Origin of the sequence: Anaerococcus nagyae (genome assembly GCF_017874535.1) — a bacterium.
Taxonomy (GTDB): Bacteria; Bacillota; Clostridia; order Tissierellales; family Peptoniphilaceae; genus Anaerococcus; species Anaerococcus nagyae.
This window is the reverse complement of sequence record NZ_JAGGLS010000003.1, coordinates 77,417-101,049: the sequence shown is the minus strand read 5'-3', so window position 1 is coordinate 101,049 and position 23,633 is coordinate 77,417. Positions and strand designations below refer to the sequence as shown.

The following is a 23,633-nucleotide window of genomic DNA, read 5'->3' as shown; positions in this document are numbered from 1 at the left end:
TTTTTAAAGGGGTGAGTATTTAGATGAAACTTGGAATAGTAGGTTTGCCAAACGTTGGTAAATCAACATTATTTAATGCAATAACAAAAGCTGGTGCACTTATTGCCAATTATCCATTTGCGACAATCGATCCAAATGTCGGCCTTGTAAATGTCCCAGATGAACGACTAAACGTATTGGCGAAAATGAGTGAATCAAAAAAAATAGTTCCAGCTGTAATTGAATTTTATGATATAGCTGGTCTTGTAAGGGGGGCTTCAAAGGGTGAAGGACTAGGCAATCAATTCTTATCAAATATTAGAGAAACAGATGCTATAGTAGAAGTTTTAAGATGTTTTGATGATCCTAATGTTACCCATGTCGATGGATCAGTCGATCCAATTCGTGATATTGAGACCATCAACCTTGAGCTTATATTTGCAGATCTTGAAATGATTGATAAGGTCTTAGAAAAACGAAGAAAAGTTGCTCGTAATGACAAGGATGTAGCCAAAGAAGTTGCAGTTTTAGATAAAGTCAAAACAGTACTTGAAGAAGGAAAATCTGCTAGAATCCTAAAATTAAATGACGAAGAGAAAAAACTCCTACGTTCTTATCAACTACTTTCAACAAAACCAATAATTTATGTATGCAATGTAAATGAGGAAGATGCCGCTAATAATGGTGAAACTAACCAATACGTTAAGACTGTTCGAGACTTTGCAGCTAGTGAAAATGCAGAAGTATCAATAGTATCTGCAAAAATTGAACAAGAAATCTCAGAACTTGAATCAAATGAAGAAAAGAAAGATTTTTTAGAGATGTTAGGTCTTGATGAATCTGGCACCGACAAAGTAATAAAAGATTCCTATAAAACGCTAAATCTAATTTCTTTTTTAACTACAGGAGAAATGGAAACCCGTGCTTGGACAATCACAGATGGCACTAGAGCCGTAGATGCAGCAGGTAAAATTCACACTGATATATCTCGTGGTTTTATAAAAGCTGAAATCGTATCGTATGAAGACCTCGTAGAATCTGGATCTATAAATGGTGCGCGCGAAAAAGGACTCCTTCGTATGGAAGGTAAAGACTATATCATGAAAGATGGCGATGTAGTTAATTTTAGATTTAATGTATAAGGGTATATAATGAAAAAGCAAGGAAGACTAATAGTCCATACAGGCTCCATGTTTTCAGGCAAAACAACATCTCTATGGCGCGAGCTATATAGGATGAAGATTGCAAATTATAAGATTGCTGCCTTTAAACCAGCAGTTGATAATAGAGATGATGAGAAAAAAATAGTATCGCACGATAATCTAGAATTGGATGCTATAAAAGTTGCTGATTTAAATGAGGTACGAGACTATGCTAATAAAAATGAATTAGATGCTATTGGAATAGATGAACTCCAATTTTTCCCAAATGATCCAACAGAAGTAATAGATATATTTAATGAACTTATGAAAAGTAATATAACAATTGTAGTATCAGGCCTTGATATGGATTATAAAACCAGACCATTTGAAATAATAAAGGAGATAATGCCTATAGCAGATGAACTTATAAAGCACCATGCAATTTGTGCAAATTGCGGTGAGGACGCTTGGGCTTCATATAGGAAGTCTACAGATGAATCTAGAATCCAAATAGGTTCTAAAGATAAGTACGAACCTTTATGTAGACAATGCTATAATCAAAAAATGAGCGAAAGAGAAAAAACCAAAAATCAAATTTCACTAGAGGGCTTAGATAACTAGTCCTCTATATTTTAAAAAGTAAAATAAATAAGGATGATAAAATGAAAGTTGCTTTAGTTTACGCAGAATACCAAAATATGACAGAAGAAATAAGTAAAGTAAACCCAAGTGCAGATATTACCATGAAAAATATGTTAATGTCAATAACAGAAGCCTTAGAATCCAATAATCACGAAGTTTTCCCAATAGCTGCCAATATAGATATGATGAGAAATATTATGGAGATTGAAGATTTGGATGTGATTTTCATTCATTACGATCCTCTAGAAAATCTTAAGCTTCAAGGAAACGTTTTTGCTTCCATAGAATTGCTTGGCATACCTTTTGTAGGAAGTGGGATGCTTGCCCAAGCCATTTCCTTATCAAAGAAAACTTCAAGTATGATCTTACAATCTCAAGGACTTCCAGTTGTAAAATCACAAGCTTTGTATACCAGAAATGAAGAAATAAATAAAGAACTTTTGAAATCTTTCCCACTTTTTGTAAAACCAGAAGCAGAAGCAGTTTCTGTAGGGATCAATAGAGATTCTTATGTTGAGGATGAAAAATCTTTAAAAAATACTTTAAACAGGATATTCGATGAAGTAAACCCTCCAATAATAGTTGAAGAATTCCTACCTGGTAGGGAGTTTACTGTAGGTATCTTAGATAATATGGGGGATATAAGAGCCTTAGAAATCACTGAAATGACTTTTAAAGAAGAAAACAAAGCAAACTTTAGGACTAAAGATGCAGTTAAAAATAAGTGGACCATAAGAACTACTCCAGCAAATATTGATAAAAATTTAGAAAAAGAAATAAAAGACCTTGCTATAAAATCATTCAACGCTCTAAATTGTGAAACATATGCTAGGGTAGATATAAGGCTTAATAAAGAAGGTCATCCTTACATAATGGAAGTAAACACTATGCCAGGACTTTCTAAAGGCTTATCACCTTATGTTCTTGAAGCAGAAGCATCAGGAATGAGCTATGATAAATTAATGGACATTTTAGTAAAATCTACCTATGATAAGGGTGTAGCTATGAAAAAACTTGGAAGAGGTAAATTCTAATTATTAAATTAAAAAAGATCTTAAGAAATAAATAAACTGACCAAGTAAGTTAATACTAAGATTAACTTCTAAAAATCAGTCCTTAACTTCTTAGGATCTTTTTAAATACTAATCAACTTTATATTTTCGTCTATAAATTCTTTATCAAAAATATTATTATAGGTGTCAAAGTAATCATTTATACCTGCATCTTTAGTAGTAGACATTAGCTCCATTTCGATACCAAAGTAGTCTACTTTATCTTCCAAAACTTTAAAACCATTTCTAATATAAAAAGCTTTTCTTCTATTTCTTAAATGATAATCATCAGAATCTTTTAGATCTGTACTTTCTATTTCTATCATCAAGTCCTTATAAGTATTTTTTAATAAGCTCAATGACTTGCTACCTAATCCTTTAGATCTTAAGTCAGGTTCTATAGCAAAATAGGATAAAAGATGGACATTATCACTAAAATAAATCACAGCAAAGCCAATATCTCTATTATCATCGCTTATATTAACTATATCTATTAATCCATCTTCTTTTAAGCTATATAAATCAGCTAGATCTATTCTCTCATCTTCTGGGAAAGATTTTATATAAAGAGTTTCGAAATATTGTTTTCCCGAAGCCTTACTGATATCTAATAAATCCAAAATATCTCCTAATTAGAATTTATAATTTTCTATGAACTCTATATCATCTTCAGTTAATGCATATTTACTTTGATCTGTTATAATCTCTGGCCCATCTTCATGAATTATAAGTTGATGTTCAAATTGTGCACAAGTTGATCCATCCTGAGTGCGAGCTACCCAACCATTGTCATCGAGTTTCATTGGCCACTTACCGCTTGCAATCATTGGCTCAATTGTAAATACCATTCCTGCTTGTATACGTTGTCCGTGATTAGCTTTTCCATAATGAGGCACCTGTGGATCCTCATGCATTTCTTTACCTATACCATGACCTATAAAATCACGAATAACAGAAAAGTTATTTTCCACTTCTGCATACTCTTGGATAGCATGACCTATATCACCAATTCTATTGCCTGGCACTGCTTGATCAATTGATTTATTTAATGATTCTAAAGTAACATCCATAAGTTTTTGATCGCGATCTGATAATTCTCCTATGGCATATGACCAACAAGAATCAGCAAGTCCCCCATTGTATTCAATAACATTATCAATCGATACAAGATCACCTTCTTTTAGGACATAGTCTCCTGGAAAACCATGGCAAATCTCATCATTAACTGATATACAAAGTGTATAAGGAAATCCTCCATAGCCTAACTGTGCTGGGATAGCCCCTTTATGATCAACTATAAATCTATTAGCAAAATCATCTAATTGCTTGGTAGTTATTCCAGCTCTTATTACTTTTTTAATAGCTAAATGAGTTTGACATAGTATTTCAGCTGCCTGTCTCATCTTTTCAAAATCTTTTTCTGTATATAATCTTATCATTGTAACCTCTCAACTAAAAAAGGCGCATAAGCGCCTATGTTTACATCTTTGTCATACCGATATATGTGTATTTATCTGAACCAATCTTTGGTTCAACTTCAAATCCTAATGGCATTGCATAAGCCTTGCTTAATTCATCTATATAATACATCATTATACCTGCATCTATTAAATTTACATCTCCCTTATAGTCCTCTATATAAAGAGATAATTCATCATCTACTATTAGAAATCTCCAAGGTTGAGCATTATTAGCTGATGGAGCAAATTTTGCATAATTGAATATTTCGTTTAATCCTCTTTGTTCAAGGTCTTCATCAGTAGCTGGTGTATCAAAATCGCCTAAAAATACTAAATCTTCTGTAGCACCTCTATCGATGTAGGAATGTTCACGTCTTTCATCATCTAAAGGATATCCAACTGCTAGAAGTATATTTATATCACCTTCTGAATAGTTAAAGGCATTTTGTTTTACAACTTCATCAACTTCACTTACTGTTATCCAGCAAGTACCAAGACCTAGTTTATGAAGTTTTGTGATAATTTCTTCTACTCCATAAGCACCTTTTACGATTGTAGTAGGATCGTTATTACGAGCATCAAGCGCTATATAAGCTGGAGCCTTGATCATTACACCTCTATAACCTGCAACTCCATTTAGAGCCTTATATACTGATTCTCCATCTGTATTTAGTAGAAATGCTAGATTTTCCCTACCTAATTTTTCTGCTTCATCATTTACAATTTCATAAACTTTTTTAGCAATATCTTCATCTAATTTTTCGTCTTTATAGTCTCTAGTAGAAGTTCTAAACTTCAATAGGTTTTTTGTATCCATTGTTACCCCCGTATATGTATTCTATAAACATCATACCATATTTTTATAAATTTTTGTATGGTATGATAATTATATGAAACTAACAGAAAAACAATTCCAAGCAGCAAATCACATAAATGGACCGTGTCTAGTACTAGCCGTACCTGGAGCTGGTAAAACAACAATGCTTTTGAAAAGAATTAATATACTAGAAAAATATATAGATCCATCTCATATTCTTTCTCTAACATTTTCTAAAACTCAGGCTAATGATATGAAAATAAGATACAATGGTCTTAAGACAAACTTTATGACTATCCATGCCTTTTGCTATCTTATAATAAGAAACTATTATAAAAAGAAAAATCGCAGAATAAAAATACTAGAAAGTGATGATCTATACAATAAATATAACTTAATAAAACAAATTTATTTAGACATAAACGGTAAAGTTATATCTTCTGAAGATCTTGATGACTTCTTTAGTTATGTTGGCTATATGAAAAATTCTATGGATGATATTTCATACCTTAAAAACTCTCAAATAAAAAATATAGAAAAAGTTTATATAGCATATGAGAAATTTAAAAAAGAAAATTTCTATATAGATTTTGATGATATGCAAGTTATCGCCCTAAAACTCCTAAATGAAGATAATCGTTTATTAAGATCTGTTAAAAGCAAGTATAAATATATTCAACTTGATGAAGGACAGGATACTTCTCTTATACAATTTAAAATTCTAGAAAAAATAGTTTATCCGGAAAATAACCTTATGGTAGTAGCAGATGATGATCAATCTATTTATTCCTTTAGAGCAGCAAATCCAGATTACTTGCTAAATTTCAAAAAAATATATCCTGATTCTAAAATACTTACTATGGATGAAAATCATAGATCCCAAGCAAATATAGTAATTGGATCAAAAAATTTCATTAAGCAAAATCAAAATAGATTTAAAAAAGACCTATATACCAACCATCCAGCTACTACACCCATTAGACTTGCTAGATTAAAAAATAGCAAAGATGCTTATAAGTATATAATTAGTCATTTAGACTCAAATAAAAAAACAGCTATTTTGTATAGAAATAATATTTCTTCATTAAATATGGTAAGCTTTTTATTGAAAGATAACCGAGATTTTTCTATAAACAATGGATCCTATGATTTTTTTGATTCGAAAATCCTAAAAGATATTATCAATATAATTAGTTTTAGTGAAGATTTTGATGATGTAGAATTATTTTCTAATATTTACTATATGATTAAAACGTACCTAAACCGAGAGGATATAGAAAAACTTAATCAAAAGCCAATTAACTACGATATATTTGACTATCTACATGAGATTGTCGATGATGAAAAGTCTTATAATCTAATGAGAAAAGAAAAAGAATTTAAATACTTAAGAAAGCTAAGTTTGGATAAAAAAATAGCCTATATTTACTCAAATATGGGTTATAGAGATTATATAAAAGTTTTTTCTAATAAATACTATGAAGTAATTATAAATAAAGCCTTGTATGTAGAAAGTCTTATAAACTTTACTAAAGGTTTAAAAGATCTTGATCAATTTTATGAAAAAAAGTTAATATTCGAAAAGATTCTAAATAAAAGAAATGATTCTAATCTTATATTATCAACTATCCACAAATCAAAAGGCTTAGAATATGATGATGTATTTGTAATAGATTTAATAGAGAATGAATTTCCTATGCTCCTAGATATGAATGATAATTATATGAGAATAGAAGAAGAAAGACGAATGTTTTATGTTGCTATGACTAGAGCTCGTTCTAATCTTTATCTTTTGAGTCTAAAAAATAGAAATGGGATGAAAGTAAAAGCTTCCATTTTTTATGAAGATATTAAAAATCAATAATTTGGGTATATATAATTTAGATAAGATGATGAAACATAAAGGAGATTACAATGAAAAAAATTGCAATTTTAGTTGAAAATAATTTTGAAGAATCAGAATTAATCTATCCTTATCATAGATTTAGAGAAGATTATGAAGTAACACTATTAGGTAGTGAAGCTGATACAGAATATACAGGAAAAGCTGGTGGTTGGACTATAAAATCTGACAAAGCTTCTAGTGAAGTTAGTGCATCCGATTTTGATGCAGTATATATACCAGGTGGGTATTCTCCAGATGCGATGAGACAAAATAAAGATACAGTTAAATTTGTAAAAGAAATGCACGAAGCAGACAAAATAGTAGCAGCTGTATGCCATGGTCCATGGGTATTAGCAGAAGCTGGCATACTTGATGGAGTAAAAGCAACATCAGTCTCAACAATTTCTACAGATATTAAAAATGCAGGTGCAAACTGGGTAGACGAAGAATGTGTAGTTGATAATAATATCATAACTGCAAGAACACCAGTGGATCTACCTGTTCATGTTACAACAGTAGTTAAAGAACTTGGTAAGTAATACAAATAATTATGGTGCTGCTGTAAATTAATAGATATCCATCGTTCCATCATTGGGTGTCCTATTAGAAAGTTTGATATTTAGCCCGCTGACTCATAGAGTCCAAACTTTTGATAGGATGTTCCTATTATTTTGGAACGATTTATTTGTCTCTAAAACTCCCTATTTTTTTCTTTATAATGTTTTTTTATATCATCTTATAAAATTATGAGATACGAACTCCCAACTTTAGCTATATTTTTGTAAATTGATTATATAAATAATAATATAAATGTTATAATAAAGTTATGAAAAGAAATTATAATTTAGACAAGTTCCGTGGATTTACAATTATTTCCATGGTTTTATTTCACTTAATGTATAATATAAATTTTTACTGGAAAATTTCTTGGTATGATGGAACACTTTTTAATAAAATATGGCAGCTATCTATAGCCTGCTCATTTTTTATCATATCAGGAATTACCTCTAATTTTTTAAGCTCAGAAAAAAATATAAATAGGGGATTAATTACATCTTTGATTGGATTTGCTATAAGTCTTACTACCTATTTTTTTGCTCCCGAGCAAATGATTGTTTGGGGAGTACTCAATGGACTTGGCGCATCAATGCTTATAACAGGGATTTTGCAAAAGCATCTTGATTTTGATTTTAAATACTTCTTTATATTTTTAGTGATCTTTATATTTACTTATAATATACCAGAAAGAAGTTTATATACTTATAACTTTTTTAAAAATCTCTATGATAGTAATTTAGCCATACTTGGTTTCCCTGGAAGTAATTTTGCCTCAAGTGATTATTTCCCTATGATTCCTTGGATATTTATATATTTATCAGGTTTTTCTTTAGGGAAGTTTTTAATTTCAAATAACTTTTATTATAAATACGGTAAAGATAATTGGCTGGCAAAAATTGGCAGACATGCTATGATCATATACTTAACACACCAAGTTGTTCTCTACCCTATTGTTACTTTAGTATATAAGCTCACTATATAAATTTAGATACTATAAAAAAGCCGGGTATGTAAAATGACCCAGCTTTTATTTGATGCTTATTGTGTATTCTTCTGCTATAATAGGATTAATGTTTAATATTTCCTTTATAGCTTTATCTGTTTGTTGACTAGCTTGTTTTAGCAATCCCTTTTTTACAGCTTCTTTTTCTACCTTTGCTTCCTCTTCTTTTCTAAAGTTGGTATAATCTTCAAGTTCCATAGGATTAAATACCGAGTTTTTTTCATCAAATATCATTATAGAATCTTCATCTATATCATGACTTAAAATCTTAGCATCTGGTAGCTTAATGGTAATAATCTTATTATTCTCATCTACACTTGCATTCGCTTGATCAAGATCTACCCCTGCATTTATATCACCTTCATAGGTATATAAGAAACTTTTAGTTGTAAATGGAAGTTTGATTCCTTGAAATTGTTGACTACTTTCAAATGAAGCTACATTTTTATAATGGTATTTTAAAGTTGTAAGTTCTTTTACTTCTTTTAGGGAAGATTCTACGATATCCGATGTGATCTCGTCATTTTCTTCCACTGCAAACTTATCTTTTATTAAAAATCCAAAAATACCAGCTATAGCAGTTACTATAAGGGCTGCTATAAGTCCCTGAAGAAAACCATTCTTTCTTTTAGTCATATTAATTCCTTTATTTATGTTTTGATAATATTATACAGTAAATATAAATAAATTAAAGTCCATGTTAAATAAAATTAAGTTTCTTTACTTATAACTTTTCTTTAATACAGATAAATTAAACTAGTATATATAATAAATTTATCTAGAAATGATTTATCTAAACTTAGCTTTTGCATAATAAATAGGCTTATTTCTATCTCTCCATTTTTTCTCATATTCGGTTACTATCGATTCTTCTTCTAAAAGATCATAATTCTTGTACAAAATTTCCATGCCAAAATCTTCATAGTATTTTAAAGAATCATCAAAAAATCCTCTATCATCTGTTTTTTGCTCAACTATTCCTCCATCTTTCATAATAATCTTATATCTTTCTAAAAATCTAGGATGGCTCAAACGTCTTTTGTGGTGTTTTGTCTTTGGCCAAGGAGTTGAAAAATTTATGTAAATATGATCTATCTCATTTTCTCCAAAAGTTTCTGTTAATTCCTCTCCATAATCTACTAAACCTATTACATTCTCTAACTTTTCTTCTTCAATTTTTCTACTAGCTATAACAAAAGCATTAGTATTCATTTCAAGTGCTATGAAGTTAATTCCTGGATTTCTCTTTGCCATCTCCACTATGAAATCACCCTTTCCTGCACCTATTTCTAAGTGGATTGGATTTTCATTATTAAATACTTCACACCACTTATCTTTCATATCCCTAGGATAGAAAAATATTTTATCATTCCCTTTCATTTCTGGAATAGCATTTGGTTTAAATCTTAATCTCATAATTCTCCTTACAAAAAACTGGCAATTATTAATTGCCAGACGTATAGCTTACTTTACTTTTCTTATTGTTTTTATCAATTATATATCCAATTACAAAACCAATCAATGCTAACAAGATCCAACCAAATCCCAAATCAAATCCTGGTAAAAATCTCTTAGGCAAGGCTAAAGTTTTGCTAACTAATAAGCTATCGGCTAAACCATAAGGTAAATTTGATAAAAGATCAAAAAATGCAGCTATTATTGTAAATATAAGGGTCCATTTGTATATATTATGGTTTTTACCTATCTTTAATGAAAATAGAGATAGTATTATAAGAACTATACAAATAGGATATAAGAACATTAATACTGGAACCGATAATGATATTATCGTATTAAGTCCTAGATTTGCTATCAAAAATGAAACTATAGCAAAAATCACACAGTATTTCTCATAGGAAATATCAAATTTTAAAAGCTGGTTAAACATTTCTGAACAGGCAGATATTAGACCAATAGCTGTTTTAAGACAGGCTATAAATACTATTAAACTAAACAAAATGTGGCCATATTTACCTAAATAATGATTACTAATAGCGGCTAAAACCAAGGCTCCATTTTCTTTGATATCCATAATAGATGTTGATGCCGAGCCCATTATAGCAAGAGATGAATAAACAAGACTCATAGCAATTAGACAGATAAGACCTGCTTTTAACGTTTCATTAGCAATATATTTAGGCTCCTTTACACCAAGTTCTTTTATAGCTGCTATTATTATTATAGCAAAAGCAAGAGATGCGGGAGCATCAAGGGTATTATATCCATCTATAATTCCTATAGTAAATGGACTTTGTTGATACTTTTCTATTGGCGGTATTGATTTTGTTGGACCCATTGGATTTACTATAGACATTATAAGTAATATAGCTAATAAAATCAAAAAAATTGGTGTCATATACTTACCGATTGTATTTATAAGATTTCCTTTTTTTAAGGAAAAATACAAGGCTAAGCTAAAAAATACTACAGAAAACACTAAGAGCATAGCTTTATCGCTTACATTTGTAAGACCTTTGAGTCCAATTTCATATGACACAGTAGCAGTACGAGGAATTGCAAAGCCAGGGCCTATTGTTATATATAATAATACAGTTAAAAAATACGCAAATTTTTTGCTAGCGGGCCTTGCAAGTTCAAATAATGATTCGCTATCACTCATTGCAGCTGCGGTAACACCAATAATAGGTAAACCAACACCTGATATTAAAAAGCCTACAATCACAGGATTTAGATTATATCCAGATTGTTGACCCAATTCTAGAGGAAATATTAAATTTCCAGCCCCAAAAAATAATCCGAATAATAATGATCCCACTAATAAAACTTCTCTAAAGTTTAACTTCTTTTTCATAAATTCTCCTTTAATATTTGAATAATTATATCAAAAAAAGAAAAAAAACACAAAAAGAAGACATAGGCCTTCTCAAAATTCTTCATATATTTTCTCTTCGATTAGTTTAGCTATCTTTGTGAAACCCTCAAGCTCTATATCAGTAAATCTATTTTTTATAGGAGAATCTAAATCTAGGACTCCATAAACTTTCTCTTCATTGAAAAGTGGAAGTACAAGCTCACTTTCTGATTGACTATCACAAGCTATATGATCAGTAAACTCATGGACATCATCAACCTTTATAGTTTTCTTATTACAAAATGCTTTTGCACAAACTCCTTTATCTAAGCTAAGTCTTGTGCAAGCAGGGAGTCCTTGAAAAGGCCCTAAGATAAGCTCATCTTCTTTATAAAAATAAAATCCAGCCCAGTTTAGATCTCTTATGGAACCCATAATAAAAGCTGATATATTACTCATCAAAGCTAATTTATCACTCTCATCATCTAATTGTATTTTTATAAAATTTATTAACTCATCCATACGTTTTCTATCATCTAAATTTACTAAGCCTTTTAACTCAAAAGTCATCAGTTCTCCTTGTTGTTTTTACCTAATTTATCTATTATTTCCTTATTTTCTATAATAGTATCTCTAATAATCCCATCTAAGAAATTATTTAAGGCATTTTGCCCATATGAATCTACTAAATAAGTCTTTAAATCATGAATCAGCTCAAATCTATTTATCCCATTAGGATTTTCTATAACTTTTACATCAGTTATAACTTCTGGCTTATTTTGACTATCCTCTGTAGGAGCAAGCTTGGTATTTACTATTTCAAACTCTGCTCTCTTATATCTTACCTTCACAGGACTGCCTTCTTGATTTAGTATTATTTTTAAATTATCATTTATCTTTAGTTCCCTATCATCTGGATAAGTATCTATTAGACCTCTTATCTTTTCGTAAGTTTTTTCATTATAAAAGAACGAATTAAGTGCATCTTTATCCTTTTTAATAAGTCCCTTTAGTTCATTTGTAGATTTTTCTAAATCTTTTATATTTTCTGATACTATTTCATCTCGCGTTTTTTCTTTATTAGTAAATGGATGACTTATTACAAAATGATAAGCAATAACTAATATTATTAGATATATTATATAACGCGTTATGTTAAATTTATATCTTTTTTTCATAAACTTTCTATATATTTCTTTACATCTGGTCCTACAAAAATTTCTCCCTCATCAGTGAAGAGTATTGGCCTTTTTACAAGCATCCCATCAGTTGATAAAAGATCATAAGCCTCATCTAAACTCATATCATTTACCTTATCTTTTAAATTATTTTCTCTATAAATCTTACCAGAAGTATTAAAGAACCTTTTTATTGGTAATCCTGTTTTTTCATGCCAAGATTTAAGTTCACTTGATTTTGGATTATCTTCTTTTATATCACGATAATCATAAGAAATACCTTTTTCTTCTAACATTTTCTCTACGCCCTTACAGGTAGTACATTTTTTATAACAAATTAATTTCATATTATCCTCCTCATTTTTTTAATTAATAAAGCGGGTATTAGATGTCTACCCACTTTTATCTTCTATAATTCATCTAAATTATCATGATATGAAGGATGTAGGTATTGACCACGACCCTTAGTCTTCTTTCCATAACTAATAGCATTTGTCGGACAAGCATGCAAGCACCTTAGACAAAGTAAACATGATTCTTTTACCCAAGTAGGTCTATCCATAGTTATCTTAATTGTATCTACTGGACAATCTCTAGCACAGATTCCACAAGATATACATGCATTGCTTACCTTAAATTTATCAGTTAATCTAAACTTCCCATAGGCTGATTGAACTGCACTAGCAATGGCTTTTGGTAATTTTGATTCAACAAAATCACCTATAGCTCCACTATCAAGCTTTTGCTTTATATTTAATATTTCTCTATCGGCTTGTTTATTAATTCGGTTTATCTTTTCTTTGTCATTTACGTCTGTTAAAAGAAGAAATGCATCTGGCATTTTTATTGAAAAGCTTGCTTCTAGCTCCATTCCCTTTTTTATAAATATATCCCTTAGCTCTTTGCTACTAAAACCTGTAGAGCCACCACAAGTTCCTATGTAAAATGTATAAGGATGACTAGTATAGTTTATAATTAAATTTTCCAAAAAAACTTTTAAATTTTCTGGAAGTCCTCCTGCATAAGTTGGAGCTAATATTCCAAGCCTATCATTTTTTCCTAAATTAATTTCTTTTATCTTATCTGCATTATCTATTGCAATTATTTCTTCATCTTTATAGGCAATTTCTTCTACTAAATGCTTAGTATTGCCTGTTGCTGAAAAATATATTAGCATATTAAATCCTTTCTATGTAATAATCAGTTATTTCTATTGGATATTTTATCTCTATTCGATTAACTAACTTTTCAAGAATAGTTTTAGCTTTATCATTATCATTTGATATGGTTACAAATCCTAAATGGGCAAAATTTCTCATATCATTATCTGTAAGCCCTGCAGACGATATCTTAAGAGAATTTCTAGCATAATCTATGATTGATCTGATAACTTCCCTCTTATCTTTGAGGCTAAAACTACAATCAATTTTAAATTTTATATCTAATAAATATATATACATCAAATATCCTAACTATGTAATTCATCTTTTTTTAAAGCTGTAATAAAAAATAACGCCATATTGCTTATATTGATAATAAATTTAAATATTTCATCAAGCTCTAATAAATACGACTAGTAATTATTATAATTAATAATCAAAAATTTGCCAATATAAATATTAGAAAATTATTTAAAAGAATTTTTATATTATTTTTTTATTTAAATATTTTAAATAAAAATAAAGTAAGCCCTAAGGACTTACATAATAATTATATATAGTATTTAACTAAGAAAATGATACTATTTTGATATATTACTTAATAATATCTGTGCTACTTTTCTAGCTGATTGAGGGTTTTGACCAGTAATTAATCTACCATCTTTTATTACATATTCTGTAAAAGGCAAATATTGATTAAAACTTGCTCCTCTTCTACGAGCTTCATTTTCAGTTAAAAATGGAAGCTTATTAAACTTTCCTCCTAATATTTCTTCAGCATTAGTAAAACCTGTGACATTTTTGTCTTTAATAAAATATCCACCTTTCATATCTAATAGATTTAGTATCCCTGCTAGTCCATGGCAAACTGTAGCTATGTAGCCTCCATGATTATAAATATATGAGGCTAGGACTTGTACATTATAATCATGAGGATAATCCCAAAGTACACCATGTCCGCCAGCATAATAAATGGCTATATATTCACTGGGGTTTATTTGATCTGGTCTTAGAGAATTTGTTAAAGCACGATTTTTAAAATCAAAACTTTCCATAATCTCTATATCACGTTTTTTCACATATTTCTTTTCTAGGCTTCGCGGATCTAATGGAACTTTTCCTCCTTTGGAGCTTACATAATCAATCTCATATCTAAAATTTACTTCGTCTATAAATTCGGTAGCTTCACTCAGCCACAAACCTGTTTTTTCAAAACCATTTTCATATCTGGATCTATTTGTAAGAACCATTAAAATTTTATTTTTCATAATATTCCTCTATAATTATAATAACCATTTTATTGACTTTTATAACCTATAAAAGTATTTTTAAACATTTAATTACTCGAAAAAAAGAGGACCATAAGGTCCTCAATCATCTAAAATACTTGTATAATAGAAGGATATTATAGAAGAAATTATTCGTTAATTTCTATTGTTTCGTTTTCTTCTGGAGCTTCTGGAATTTCTTCTGTATTTTTAGTTTCTTCTTCTGTTGCTTCAGAAGTTTCCTCTGCTTCTTCTTCAGATTCTTCAGGAGTTTTTTCTGCTTCTCCTGTTTCTTCTGGCTCTTCCACATCAGTAGTATCTAAATTTTCAAGATCAACAAGATCAGAATCCTCTTCCTTTGTTACATCTTTATCGTTGAATTCTGGATCTATAGTTTCTTCTTCAGTAGGATTTTCTACTTTACCAATTGTAAAGTTATCTAAGAAATTTTGTAGTTTAGCTTGTGCAGCAGTGATTTCTCCAACGGTAACTCTAGCTTGGTTTTTAGTATGAACTGCTTCTTTGATAGCTTTATTTAATTCAGCTTTTTGATCTTCTGTAAGATCTTTATTTCTTCTAAGTTTTCTAGCTTCTTCTATTAAATTAGCAAGAGGCTTTTTAACATATATTGTAGCAACGTCTTGCGCAGTAATATCTGCTGATTCTTTTGCAGTTTCTATAGCTTTTTGTAATTTCTCGCTAGCTTTTTCTATTTTTTCATTACTTGCATATGGATCAACCATAACTAATGCTGCTTTTGTTATTTCAACTCCTATATCAACATGAGCTTTCTTAGTTTTATTTTGAATATCTTTAATTGAAAATCTGATTGCTTCAATTGTATCAGAAGCTAGTTCTACTCTTGGGCCTGCTTTTGAAGGATCAAGATTTTTAAGAGTTCCGATAATTTTATCTAAAGCTTTAAGGTAACCACCTTTACCTGGAACAGGTAAATTATTTACAATTTTCTTTAATGATTCAGCTCTATCTATAACATCTTTGATTTTTTCTGGATTTATTGCACTTGGATCAATTTGTGTTACAGCATAATTAGATGTTGCTACATCTTCTGCACTAGCTGATGCTACTGCTGGAGCTAGAGAAGATAATACAAATGATGCTGATAGTGTTAGTCCTAATAATTTTGTTTTTGTGTTTTTCATAATATTTCCCCCTTGTGTTTATGTTATATGTCCTTGTCGATTATTATGATAACACATACTGAAAATATTAAAATACACATTTTTGTGGTTACTTATTAAATATAATATATTGAATTTTAAAATTAAAATACTTCTCATATTTTATAACTATTGTATGCATCTATAAAATCCTTGAAAGCTAGTATTTATAGCAAATATATATGAGTAAAATTTATAATTAAAATTTTATTTTAAAAAATATAAAACAAAATCTATATAATTCTAGAGATAAGAACAATAATTAGAAATGTAGATTTTAATAATGCTATGAGAAAACTATAGTTATGAGATCAATATAGGTGAAATAAATTAAAAAGAAATTATGTATTTTAGATGTTAATTGACAAGTTTATAAAATAAGCTATCTTACTATAATTCCATACCTTACATAAAAAAAGGTGCTGGTGCAGAATGAATAAATCGTCCCAATATAATTAGAAGAACATCTATGGAAATTTTACCTCCATGAGCTTGCAGGCTATGTAAAAAATTTCTTAAGAGAAACTTCTGATGGTGGGACGATAATTATTCACAGTTTTGCAACAGCCCCTTTTATTATTTTTTATTTTCTTTATATGAATGTAAATGATATTCTTTTTCTCTGTGCCATACAGGATCTTCTATTCCTTCATCAAGTTGTCTCTTATAGTCATTAAGTACCATTCTAACATCCTTAAATAATAGGAATAAGGAAATTACGTTGATAATTACAACTATACCAACAAATACATCTATGAATCCCCATACAAGTTCTAGATCCATTTGTGTAGCTACAATAAACATGATAAATGCAATAATCCTATAAATCCAAAGTGGGACTTTATATTTTTCCTTAAAGATAAGAATTATATTACTTTCACCATAGAATAAATCAGCTATAAGAGTTGTAAAACCAAACATTAGCATAGCAAAAAATACTAACCATCTACCAGGTATTCCCATTATAGTTTGGAAAGCATCTTGAACTAAAACAATTCCATCACCATTAGCTGGATCGCCAACAACTCCTGTCAAAAGTAGGGAAAAAGCTGACAATGAACAAATAATAATTGTTGTTACAAAGGTACCAAACATACCTAAAAATCCTTGTTCAGCAGGATGTTTAACATCAGCAGCTGCATGCATGATACCAGCTATACCATTCCCAGCATCATTTGAAAATAATCCACGAGCAACACCATGTCTAAAGGCATCCATAACTGTATGGCCTATAATACCACCAACGGCTGCTTGAGCAGTAAAAGCACTTTTAAATATAAGGCCAATAACCGCTGGAAACTTTGTTATATTTGTTATAACTATTATCAAAACTACAAGTACATAAGCGCCAGCCATTACTGGAACTACTCTTGAAGAGAAGTTTGTAAGTCTTTTAACACCACCAATAGTAATGATTGCAGCAGCTATAGCCACAACTATACCAGGCCAAATTGGATTGGCATCTACAACTCCTGTAAACGCTTGACTGATAGAGTTAGATTGCATAAAGGCTATACATAAGCCTACACCTATTATGTAGAAGAATGCTGTTATTACGGCAAAAACTCTTGAATGAAGACCATTTTGTACGTAATAAGCAGGACCTCCTCTGTATGTACCATCATCTAATTTCACTCTATATAATTGTCCTAAAACAGTTTCAGCAAATGTGATGATCATCCCCAAAAGAGCTGTAATCCACATCCAAAAAATAGCACCAGGTCCACCATAAGCTATAGCTGAGGCTACCCCTACTAAAGAACCTGTACCAACCTGTCCACCAACTGCAGTTGCAAGTGCTGCAAAACCACTGACACCTTCAGAACTTTTTAAGTTTTTTCTTAAAACTTTCTTAATTTGTCCAGAATATTTAAATTGTGGAAATCCAAGTCTTAATGAATAGTACAGTCCTACCGCAAGTAAAACGTAGCCAATGACATGGGACCACAAAAAATCTGCTGCATTAAGCAAATATTGCATATAATTCCTCCTAACTTAATCTTATATGAAATACTTACCTATTATATAAAATTTTTTTAATTATTGCAAGTAATAAAAAAGATTGTGCTAATATATTGCAAAGATTTACAAATATATAACAATTGTTATAAGGGTAATAAATTATATAGTATATATTTTGTTATTATCTGCTGGCTTATTTTTAACTTTTATTTAATAACAATGATAATAAGAAAGATTTATAATTTGCCCATTTCAACCAAATCTAGTTAGCGCAGAAACCACACGAGATCTCTGCGTTCATTCGCTTACGCTCATACTAAAACTCGTTTGCAAAGCAAACTTTTCCGTGCTCTCGCACTAATTTTAGGGATGAATGTAGTAAATCAAGCTACATTCATCTAGTCGAGATGGAAAATCCTAACTCATTTCGACCGAATGCAGTGAGCGCAAAGCCACACTAGATCTCTCCATGCGCTCATTTCATTCGCTTAGTCGAGATGGTGAACCATAACCCATTTAGACTGGAGCGCAACGTAGTGTAGCGGAATGGAGAAGTCCCAAGAGATCTCTCAGTGCGCTTATTTCATTCGCACTAGTTTTAGAGATGAATGTAGCAAATCAAGCTACATTCATCTAGTCGATATGGGAAAGCATAACTCATTTCGACCGAACGTAGTGAATGGAGAAATCTCATGGGCTGTAGCTTAATTAGTCTAAATCTTCACCATTGCTAGCTATAACTTTTTTGTACCAATCAAATGATTTTTTCTTGTATCTCTTTAGTGTTCCGTTGCCATAATCATCACGATCTACATAAATAAAGCCATAACGTTTACTCATCTCACCAGTTCCTGCTGATACTAAGTCTATTGGTCCCCATGTTGTGTAGCCAAGTAAATCTACACCATCTAATTCAACAGTATCTTTCATATTTTTGATATGATCTCTTAGATAGTCAATTCTATAATCATCTTGTACATATCCATTTTCATCTAGAGTATCCTTAGCTCCTAGTCCATTTTCTACTACAAATAATGGTTTTTGGTATCTATCCCAGATTTCATTTATAGTTGTCCTAAATCCCAGCGGGTCTATTTGCCAACCCCATTCAGTCTTATCTAAATATGGATTATCTACAGATTTTACAAGATTTGCTTCATCAAAATCACTAGCATCATCAGATATCGTCCTAGTTGTATAATAAGAGAAAGAAATAAAATCTACCGTATTATTTTTTAATATCTCAGCATCTTCCTCTTTCATCTCTGGCATTATACCTTCTCTCTTATATTCATTTAACTTATATGATGGATAATATCCTCTTGATTGAACATCTACAAAGAAATAATTATCTCTATTTGCCTTTTGAGCTGCAAATACATCTTCTGGCTTACATGTTGCTGGGTAGTATGTCCCTGCAGCAAGCATGCATCCGATTTTTGCATCTGGATCTATTTCATGAGCGACCTTTGTAGCATAAGCACTAGCAAGAAGCTCGTGATGGATAGCTTGTGCACGAACTTTATCTACATTTTCGCCATCTTCAAAATATAAGCCAGCTCCCATAAATGATGCAGCCAGTATAATATTTATTTCATTAAATGTTAAATAATATTTAACTTTTCCTTTAAATCTAGTGAATATTGCTGTGACAAGATTTTTATAAAAATCTACAATCTTCCTACTTCTCCATCCACCATATTCGTGAACTAAGTGCATTGGGAAGTCAAAGTGAGTTATAGTTATAAGTGGTTCAATATTATGCTTATGACACTCATCTATTAAGTCCTCATAAAACTGTAACCCAGCTTCATTTGGTTCACTTTCATCTCCTTTTGGGAAAATCCTAGTCCAAGCTATAGAAAATCTATAAACTTTAAATCCCATTTCTGCAAAAAGAGCTATATCTTCCTTATATCTGTGATACATATCTATAGAATTTTTAGCAGGATAAAAATGTTCTTTATCAAAGTCAAACATCTTTTTTTGACCTGTAATTATAGCTTGCCTATCGTCACCAACAGGACAAAGATCTACATTAGCAAGCCCTCTACCATCTTCATCAAAAGCACCTTCACATTGGTTAGCAGCAGTAGCGCCTCCCCATAAAAAATCTTTTCTAAAAGCCATATTTTCTCCTTTCAATCCAAAGTTAACATTTTTAGATAAAAAGACTACTATATAGTAGTCTTTATTCTTATATAGCTGAGACTTTTTGTTCTTCTGCCTCTGCTTGTTTTTTTGTAACTCTTTCACTTATTCTTATAAATGGTATATAAAGTAATACTCCAATAACTATTATGATTACTTGAACTATGACAGCTTTAAAGTCTCCTCCAGTTGCTAGAAAACTATTTAATAATGGTGGTGTAGTCCATGGAACTAAGACCGAACATTTATTTATAAATCCTAAAGTTGTAGCAAAATATGCAATTATAATGCCTATTGTTGGTGTTAATACAAACGGAATTATCATTGGTAAATTAAATACTATTGGAAAGCCAAATATTACAGGCTCATTTATATTAAATATACTTGGAGCTACTGCCAATTTTCCTAATTCCATATATTGCTCGTTATGTCTATATACTAAAAATAACGCTATTAACAAACAAATTGTAGAACCGGATCCACCTATTAAGCCAAAAGTTGGTACAAATGATAAGTTTATAATGTGAGGAATTTCTTGACCTGCAGCAGCTGCAGCCATGTTCTCATTCATATTTACCAAAAGCAAAGGTTCTAAAATTGTTCCATATATAACTGTTTGATGTATACCAAATGTAAATAATAGGTTACCTAAACTATATAGTATAACTGTTCCTAATAAAGATGTATTTATCTTCCTAAGTGGCTCTTGAATAGACGTAGTTATTAAAGTTATTAAGTCAGTAGCAAATAATGTATTTAATAAAAAAGATACTATAGAAAAAATAACTATTGTTAGCATAACAGGAATCATATTATTAAATGTCTCGTTAACTTGAGGCGGTACATCTCCACCAATTCTAACTTTTAGCTTCTCAACACTAGAAAGCTTTAAGTAAAGTTCAGTTGATAATAGCCCTATGATTATCCCTGCAAACATTGATGTAGTTCCTAAGTTTCCATATGATAAGTAACCAGCTGCTTGAAACTCATTTCCCTCTATTCCTTGTACATTTAATGTTTGTGGCATCATAACTATGAGCGCAGCTATAGCAACCATTACACAGGTAAATGGACTCTTATATCCTTTATTTCTAGACAAAGTATAGCCAATTAGTCCACACAAAATTAAACCTGACACATTTAATGTTGCATTTGCTATTGATATTGCCCAATAAGAAGCTGTCTCCTGAGCAGTCTCACTTAAAATCCTAGGGAAAATCACTGAGTTTATTAATACAGCTAAACCTGCCAATATAAATAATGGCATCATTATAGCAAAGGCATCTCTTAAAGATCTTAGATGAATTTGTGCCCCAAACTTCATTGCTGCTTCAGTAAATTTATCTTGAAAGCTTCTTTCATCAGTTTCAGTCATATCAAATCTCCTCTAATAAATTTTGCTTAAATACTGTTTTAAAAAAATCAAAACTCTTTTTCTTTATTCTTCTTAAGTCTTTTAGATCATGATTGTCTCTGTTTACATAAACAGCTCCATATCTTTTATTCATATCTCCAGATGAAGAAAGTATATCTATTAGTCCCCATCCTAGATATCCTATACAATCTACACCATCTCTCATGGCCTCTTTCATTTGCTTTATATGTCTATCATGGTAGTCAATTCTTTGATCATCTTCTATAAACTCATCTTCAGATAATTCTTCTCTAAGACCTATACCATTTTCTATTATAAAGACAGGAACATTCCCATCTGCAAATATATTTTCCATAGAAATTCTAAGTCCAACTGGATCAATTTCCCAATTCCACTCACTTCTATCAAGGTACACATTATCAATAATTTGATTCAGTTTTAGCGTATTAAACTCTTCTCCATTCGCTTTTACTGTTTGAGATTGATAATAACTAAATGACATAAAATCGCTATATAACTTATCAAATTCTTCCAAGTCTTCTTTATTAATGTCTATATTAATTCTATTTTTATCCAAGTAATTTAAAAAGAATCTAGGATAGCTTCGACCACTAAATACATCTAGGTAAAGCTTATTTAAAAATCTATCATATTGATCAGCCAATAATACATCATCTGGATTTGATGAAGCAGGGTAATACGGAGAGTAAGCTAACATGCCACCTATTTGTAAATCCTCATAGTTATCATGTATATAATTTGCAATTTTTGCGTGAGCTAAGAGTGTATAGTGCTGTATATTATAAATATTTTCTAAGTTATGTTCTTTTTTACTTCCCCCTATCATAAAACCCATATCCATAGGGTAAAGATTATGCTCATTAAAAGTAATCCAATATTTAACCTTTTCATGAAATCTATCTACTATCAATTTACCATATTTCACAAACTCTTTTGTTACTTGTCTACTTGAAAATCCATCATACTTTTTATATAAAGCAAGCGGCATATCAAAATGGTATAAACAAATCATTGGTTCTATATCATATTTTATTAAAGTATCTATAAGATTTTCATAAAATTTCAAACCTTCTTCGTTTACTTTTCCTTCTCCTTCAGGAAATATTCGAGACCGAGATATTTGAAATCTGTAACAATTCATGCCCATCTCTGACATTAGATTTATATCTTCTTCATATCTGTGATATTCGTCTATAGCAACTTTCCAGTCACTCTTATCTGCATTAGCTTCTCTTATATCGTAAACAGATGGACCTTTTCCACCTTCTTTGTAGGCTCCTTCTGTCTGCATTGATGATGTGGAGTTACCCCATAAAAATTTATTCATATCTTAGCTCCTAAGCTAATTGTTCAAGAATTATAGCTGCCATTTTTGAAACACCAGAAGAAGTAGGTGAATAAGCATCAAAAGGTAATTGGGCAATTTTTTTATTATTTTCTTGGGCTTTTTGACTATATTCATTAAATAACATTCTTACTTGTGGACTTACGAGAATCATATCGTATTCAGGATCTTCAAAAATATCATTTGCATTTGCAGTTGTAGAAGCCTCTACATGTATATCACGACCTTCTTTTGATAAATATTCGCTGGCTTTTTTTGCCATAATAGAACTACTCATACCTGCATTACATAAAATCATTACTTTTTTCATATTATTTCTCCTCCAATTTTTCTAATTTCTTATATACATTCATAAATCTTTTTGCATTATCCATAGCCATTGTTGCCATTGTTAAGTGATCTTGTGAGTGAACTAATATTATATTAACTTCACTACTTTCTCCATTAGCTTCTGCTGTTAACAAATCTGTTTGTATCTTGTGACATTGTAAAAATTCTTGATTTGCTTTATCTAAAAGTTCGTTAGCTTTATCAAATTTACAATTTTCTATTGCATCCATTGCTTCACTTGAAAGCGATCTGGATTCTCCCGCGTGGACAATTATTTTAAAAGCAGTTTCGTAAATCTGTTCATTATCCATT

25 protein-coding genes are annotated in these 23,633 nt (G+C 30.4%); 6 read left to right on the top strand and 19 right to left on the bottom strand.

All coding sequences use genetic code 11. The features are described 5' to 3' along the window. The first annotated feature begins 23 nt into the window (after positions 1 to 23). Genes ychF through J2Z39_RS03625 form a run of 3 tightly spaced genes read left to right on the top strand, consistent with a single transcriptional unit; the run spans position 24 to position 2,797 of the window. Positions 24 to 1,121: a redox-regulated ATPase YchF gene (gene ychF, locus J2Z39_RS03635; protein ID WP_117521350.1), complete on the top strand. Its 1,098-nt coding sequence runs from the start codon at positions 24 to 26 to the stop codon at positions 1,119 to 1,121. Positions 1,122 to 1,130: 9 nt separating this feature from the next. After that, positions 1,131 to 1,742 carry a thymidine kinase gene (locus J2Z39_RS03630; RefSeq protein WP_117521348.1) on the top strand — a complete coding sequence of 204 codons (612 nt, stop codon included), beginning with the start codon at positions 1,131 to 1,133 and terminating at the stop codon, positions 1,740 to 1,742. Positions 1,743 to 1,783: 41 nt separating this feature from the next. Beyond that, positions 1,784 to 2,797, top strand: coding sequence for a D-alanine--D-alanine ligase family protein (locus J2Z39_RS03625; protein WP_117521346.1), 1,014 nt, complete (start codon positions 1,784 to 1,786; stop codon positions 2,795 to 2,797). A gap of 101 nt (positions 2,798 to 2,898) precedes the next feature. Here the strand turns inward: J2Z39_RS03625 and J2Z39_RS03620 are convergent, their stop codons facing one another. The 3 genes from J2Z39_RS03620 to J2Z39_RS03610 are packed head-to-tail and all read right to left on the bottom strand — an operon-like array spanning position 2,899 to position 5,092. Continuing rightward, complete coding sequence (locus J2Z39_RS03620) at positions 2,899 to 3,435, bottom strand: GNAT family N-acetyltransferase (RefSeq protein ID WP_181965119.1); 537 nt, start codon at positions 3,433 to 3,435, stop codon at positions 2,899 to 2,901. 12 nt (positions 3,436 to 3,447) lie between these two features. After that, positions 3,448 to 4,254, bottom strand: coding sequence for a type I methionyl aminopeptidase (gene map / locus J2Z39_RS03615; RefSeq protein WP_117521342.1), 807 nt, complete (start codon positions 4,252 to 4,254; stop codon positions 3,448 to 3,450). 40 nt (positions 4,255 to 4,294) lie between these two features. Continuing rightward, positions 4,295 to 5,092: a nitroreductase family protein gene (locus J2Z39_RS03610; protein WP_209813834.1), complete on the bottom strand. Its 798-nt coding sequence runs from the start codon at positions 5,090 to 5,092 to the stop codon at positions 4,295 to 4,297. Positions 5,093 to 5,165: 73 nt separating this feature from the next. On the opposite strand from J2Z39_RS03610, the gene J2Z39_RS03605 reads away from it, so the two are divergent. From J2Z39_RS03605 to J2Z39_RS03595, 3 genes are all read left to right on the top strand, one after another. Then, the gene (locus tag J2Z39_RS03605) at positions 5,166 to 6,956 is read left to right on the top strand and encodes an ATP-dependent helicase (RefSeq protein ID WP_209813832.1); all 1,791 of its coding nucleotides are present in this window, start codon (positions 5,166 to 5,168) and stop codon (positions 6,954 to 6,956) included. Between the two features lie 50 nt (positions 6,957 to 7,006). Further along, entirely contained in the window at positions 7,007 to 7,516 is a 510-nt protein-coding gene (locus J2Z39_RS03600) for a type 1 glutamine amidotransferase domain-containing protein (RefSeq protein WP_117521336.1), read from the top strand. Between the two features lie 287 nt (positions 7,517 to 7,803). Continuing rightward, positions 7,804 to 8,517, top strand: coding sequence for a heparan-alpha-glucosaminide N-acetyltransferase domain-containing protein (locus J2Z39_RS03595; RefSeq protein ID WP_117521334.1), 714 nt, complete (start codon positions 7,804 to 7,806; stop codon positions 8,515 to 8,517). A 45-nt stretch (positions 8,518 to 8,562) separates the two neighbouring features. Here J2Z39_RS03595 and J2Z39_RS03590 read toward each other — a convergent pair whose 3' ends face one another. From J2Z39_RS03590 to J2Z39_RS03515, 16 genes are all read right to left on the bottom strand, one after another. Then, complete coding sequence (locus tag J2Z39_RS03590; protein WP_117521332.1) at positions 8,563 to 9,174, bottom strand: DUF4230 domain-containing protein; 612 nt, start codon at positions 9,172 to 9,174, stop codon at positions 8,563 to 8,565. A 153-nt stretch (positions 9,175 to 9,327) separates the two neighbouring features. Beyond that, positions 9,328 to 9,954 carry a tRNA (guanosine(46)-N7)-methyltransferase TrmB gene (trmB, locus tag J2Z39_RS03585; RefSeq protein ID WP_117521330.1) on the bottom strand — a complete coding sequence of 209 codons (627 nt, stop codon included), beginning with the start codon at positions 9,952 to 9,954 and terminating at the stop codon, positions 9,328 to 9,330. A gap of 28 nt (positions 9,955 to 9,982) precedes the next feature. Continuing rightward, positions 9,983 to 11,350, bottom strand: a complete 1,368-nt coding sequence (gene brnQ, locus J2Z39_RS03580) for a branched-chain amino acid transport system II carrier protein (RefSeq protein WP_117521328.1) — start codon at positions 11,348 to 11,350, stop codon at positions 9,983 to 9,985. 72 nt (positions 11,351 to 11,422) lie between these two features. After that, entirely contained in the window at positions 11,423 to 11,920 is a 498-nt protein-coding gene (locus J2Z39_RS03575) for a GAF domain-containing protein (protein WP_117521326.1), read from the bottom strand. Continuing rightward, positions 11,920 to 12,528, bottom strand: a complete 609-nt coding sequence (locus J2Z39_RS03570; RefSeq protein WP_117521324.1) for a hypothetical protein — start codon at positions 12,526 to 12,528, stop codon at positions 11,920 to 11,922. The genes J2Z39_RS03575 and J2Z39_RS03570 overlap by 1 nt, the downstream gene beginning before the upstream one ends. Further along, entirely contained in the window at positions 12,525 to 12,875 is a 351-nt protein-coding gene (locus tag J2Z39_RS03565; protein WP_209813831.1) for a Spx/MgsR family RNA polymerase-binding regulatory protein, read from the bottom strand. Before J2Z39_RS03565 ends, J2Z39_RS03570 begins: the two co-directional genes overlap by 4 nt. A gap of 62 nt (positions 12,876 to 12,937) precedes the next feature. Beyond that, complete coding sequence (locus tag J2Z39_RS03560) at positions 12,938 to 13,705, bottom strand: EFR1 family ferrodoxin (RefSeq protein WP_209813829.1); 768 nt, start codon at positions 13,703 to 13,705, stop codon at positions 12,938 to 12,940. A gap of 1 nt (position 13,706) precedes the next feature. Continuing rightward, positions 13,707 to 13,988 carry a DUF503 domain-containing protein gene (locus tag J2Z39_RS03555; protein ID WP_209813827.1) on the bottom strand — a complete coding sequence of 94 codons (282 nt, stop codon included), beginning with the start codon at positions 13,986 to 13,988 and terminating at the stop codon, positions 13,707 to 13,709. 281 nt (positions 13,989 to 14,269) lie between these two features. After that, positions 14,270 to 14,956 carry a type 1 glutamine amidotransferase domain-containing protein gene (locus J2Z39_RS03550; protein ID WP_209813825.1) on the bottom strand — a complete coding sequence of 229 codons (687 nt, stop codon included), beginning with the start codon at positions 14,954 to 14,956 and terminating at the stop codon, positions 14,270 to 14,272. A gap of 149 nt (positions 14,957 to 15,105) precedes the next feature. Continuing rightward, entirely contained in the window at positions 15,106 to 16,119 is a 1,014-nt protein-coding gene (locus tag J2Z39_RS03545) for a CAMP factor family pore-forming toxin (RefSeq protein ID WP_209813824.1), read from the bottom strand. A gap of 594 nt (positions 16,120 to 16,713) precedes the next feature. After that, complete coding sequence (locus J2Z39_RS03540) at positions 16,714 to 18,117, bottom strand: alanine/glycine:cation symporter family protein (RefSeq protein WP_209813822.1); 1,404 nt, start codon at positions 18,115 to 18,117, stop codon at positions 16,714 to 16,716. 690 nt (positions 18,118 to 18,807) lie between these two features. Beyond that, positions 18,808 to 20,229: a 6-phospho-beta-glucosidase gene (locus tag J2Z39_RS03535; RefSeq protein ID WP_209813820.1), complete on the bottom strand. Its 1,422-nt coding sequence runs from the start codon at positions 20,227 to 20,229 to the stop codon at positions 18,808 to 18,810. A gap of 67 nt (positions 20,230 to 20,296) precedes the next feature. Further along, on the bottom strand, positions 20,297 to 21,625 hold the full coding sequence (locus tag J2Z39_RS03530) for a PTS sugar transporter subunit IIC (protein WP_117521308.1): 1,329 nt from the start codon (positions 21,623 to 21,625) through the stop codon (positions 20,297 to 20,299). A gap of 1 nt (position 21,626) precedes the next feature. Beyond that, the gene (locus J2Z39_RS03525) at positions 21,627 to 22,973 is read right to left on the bottom strand and encodes a glycoside hydrolase family 1 protein (protein ID WP_209813819.1); all 1,347 of its coding nucleotides are present in this window, start codon (positions 22,971 to 22,973) and stop codon (positions 21,627 to 21,629) included. 10 nt (positions 22,974 to 22,983) lie between these two features. Then, positions 22,984 to 23,301 carry a PTS cellobiose transporter subunit IIB gene (locus tag J2Z39_RS03520; RefSeq protein ID WP_117521304.1) on the bottom strand — a complete coding sequence of 106 codons (318 nt, stop codon included), beginning with the start codon at positions 23,299 to 23,301 and terminating at the stop codon, positions 22,984 to 22,986. Between the two features lies 1 nt (position 23,302). Continuing rightward, a complete protein-coding gene (locus J2Z39_RS03515) occupies positions 23,303 to 23,632 on the bottom strand; it encodes a PTS lactose/cellobiose transporter subunit IIA (protein ID WP_209813817.1) in 330 nt (109 codons plus the stop codon). Position 23,633 lies beyond the last annotated feature (1 nt).

What these genes read in the sequence shown, in the direction of transcription:
- ychF (WP_117521350.1), top strand. Translation starts at nt 24, where the DNA reads ATGAAACTTGGAATAGTAGGTTTGCCAAACGTTGGTAAATCAACATTA.
- J2Z39_RS03630 (WP_117521348.1), top strand. Translation starts at nt 1,131, where the DNA reads ATGAAAAAGCAAGGAAGACTAATAGTCCATACAGGCTCCATGTTTTCA.
- J2Z39_RS03625 (WP_117521346.1), top strand. Translation starts at nt 1,784, where the DNA reads ATGAAAGTTGCTTTAGTTTACGCAGAATACCAAAATATGACAGAAGAA.
- map (WP_117521342.1), bottom strand. Translation starts at nt 4,254, where the DNA reads ATGATAAGATTATATACAGAAAAAGATTTTGAAAAGATGAGACAGGCA.
- J2Z39_RS03610 (WP_209813834.1), bottom strand. Translation starts at nt 5,092, where the DNA reads ATGGATACAAAAAACCTATTGAAGTTTAGAACTTCTACTAGAGACTAT.
- J2Z39_RS03605 (WP_209813832.1), top strand. Translation starts at nt 5,166, where the DNA reads ATGAAACTAACAGAAAAACAATTCCAAGCAGCAAATCACATAAATGGA.
- J2Z39_RS03600 (WP_117521336.1), top strand. Translation starts at nt 7,007, where the DNA reads ATGAAAAAAATTGCAATTTTAGTTGAAAATAATTTTGAAGAATCAGAA.
- J2Z39_RS03595 (WP_117521334.1), top strand. Translation starts at nt 7,804, where the DNA reads ATGAAAAGAAATTATAATTTAGACAAGTTCCGTGGATTTACAATTATT.
- J2Z39_RS03590 (WP_117521332.1), bottom strand. Translation starts at nt 9,174, where the DNA reads ATGACTAAAAGAAAGAATGGTTTTCTTCAGGGACTTATAGCAGCCCTT.
- trmB (WP_117521330.1), bottom strand. Translation starts at nt 9,954, where the DNA reads ATGAGATTAAGATTTAAACCAAATGCTATTCCAGAAATGAAAGGGAAT.
- brnQ (WP_117521328.1), bottom strand. Translation starts at nt 11,350, where the DNA reads ATGAAAAAGAAGTTAAACTTTAGAGAAGTTTTATTAGTGGGATCATTA.
- J2Z39_RS03575 (WP_117521326.1), bottom strand. Translation starts at nt 11,920, where the DNA reads ATGACTTTTGAGTTAAAAGGCTTAGTAAATTTAGATGATAGAAAACGT.
- J2Z39_RS03570 (WP_117521324.1), bottom strand. Translation starts at nt 12,528, where the DNA reads ATGAAAAAAAGATATAAATTTAACATAACGCGTTATATAATATATCTA.
- J2Z39_RS03565 (WP_209813831.1), bottom strand. Translation starts at nt 12,875, where the DNA reads ATGAAATTAATTTGTTATAAAAAATGTACTACCTGTAAGGGCGTAGAG.
- J2Z39_RS03560 (WP_209813829.1), bottom strand. Translation starts at nt 13,705, where the DNA reads ATGCTAATATATTTTTCAGCAACAGGCAATACTAAGCATTTAGTAGAA.
- J2Z39_RS03555 (WP_209813827.1), bottom strand. Translation starts at nt 13,988, where the DNA reads ATGTATATATATTTATTAGATATAAAATTTAAAATTGATTGTAGTTTT.
- J2Z39_RS03550 (WP_209813825.1), bottom strand. Translation starts at nt 14,956, where the DNA reads ATGAAAAATAAAATTTTAATGGTTCTTACAAATAGATCCAGATATGAA.
- J2Z39_RS03545 (WP_209813824.1), bottom strand. Translation starts at nt 16,119, where the DNA reads ATGAAAAACACAAAAACAAAATTATTAGGACTAACACTATCAGCATCA.
- J2Z39_RS03540 (WP_209813822.1), bottom strand. Translation starts at nt 18,117, where the DNA reads ATGCAATATTTGCTTAATGCAGCAGATTTTTTGTGGTCCCATGTCATT.
- J2Z39_RS03535 (WP_209813820.1), bottom strand. Translation starts at nt 20,229, where the DNA reads ATGGCTTTTAGAAAAGATTTTTTATGGGGAGGCGCTACTGCTGCTAAC.
- J2Z39_RS03530 (WP_117521308.1), bottom strand. Translation starts at nt 21,625, where the DNA reads ATGACTGAAACTGATGAAAGAAGCTTTCAAGATAAATTTACTGAAGCA.
- J2Z39_RS03525 (WP_209813819.1), bottom strand. Translation starts at nt 22,973, where the DNA reads ATGAATAAATTTTTATGGGGTAACTCCACATCATCAATGCAGACAGAA.
- J2Z39_RS03520 (WP_117521304.1), bottom strand. Translation starts at nt 23,301, where the DNA reads ATGAAAAAAGTAATGATTTTATGTAATGCAGGTATGAGTAGTTCTATT.
- J2Z39_RS03515 (WP_209813817.1), bottom strand. Translation starts at nt 23,632, where the DNA reads ATGGATAATGAACAGATTTACGAAACTGCTTTTAAAATAATTGTCCAC.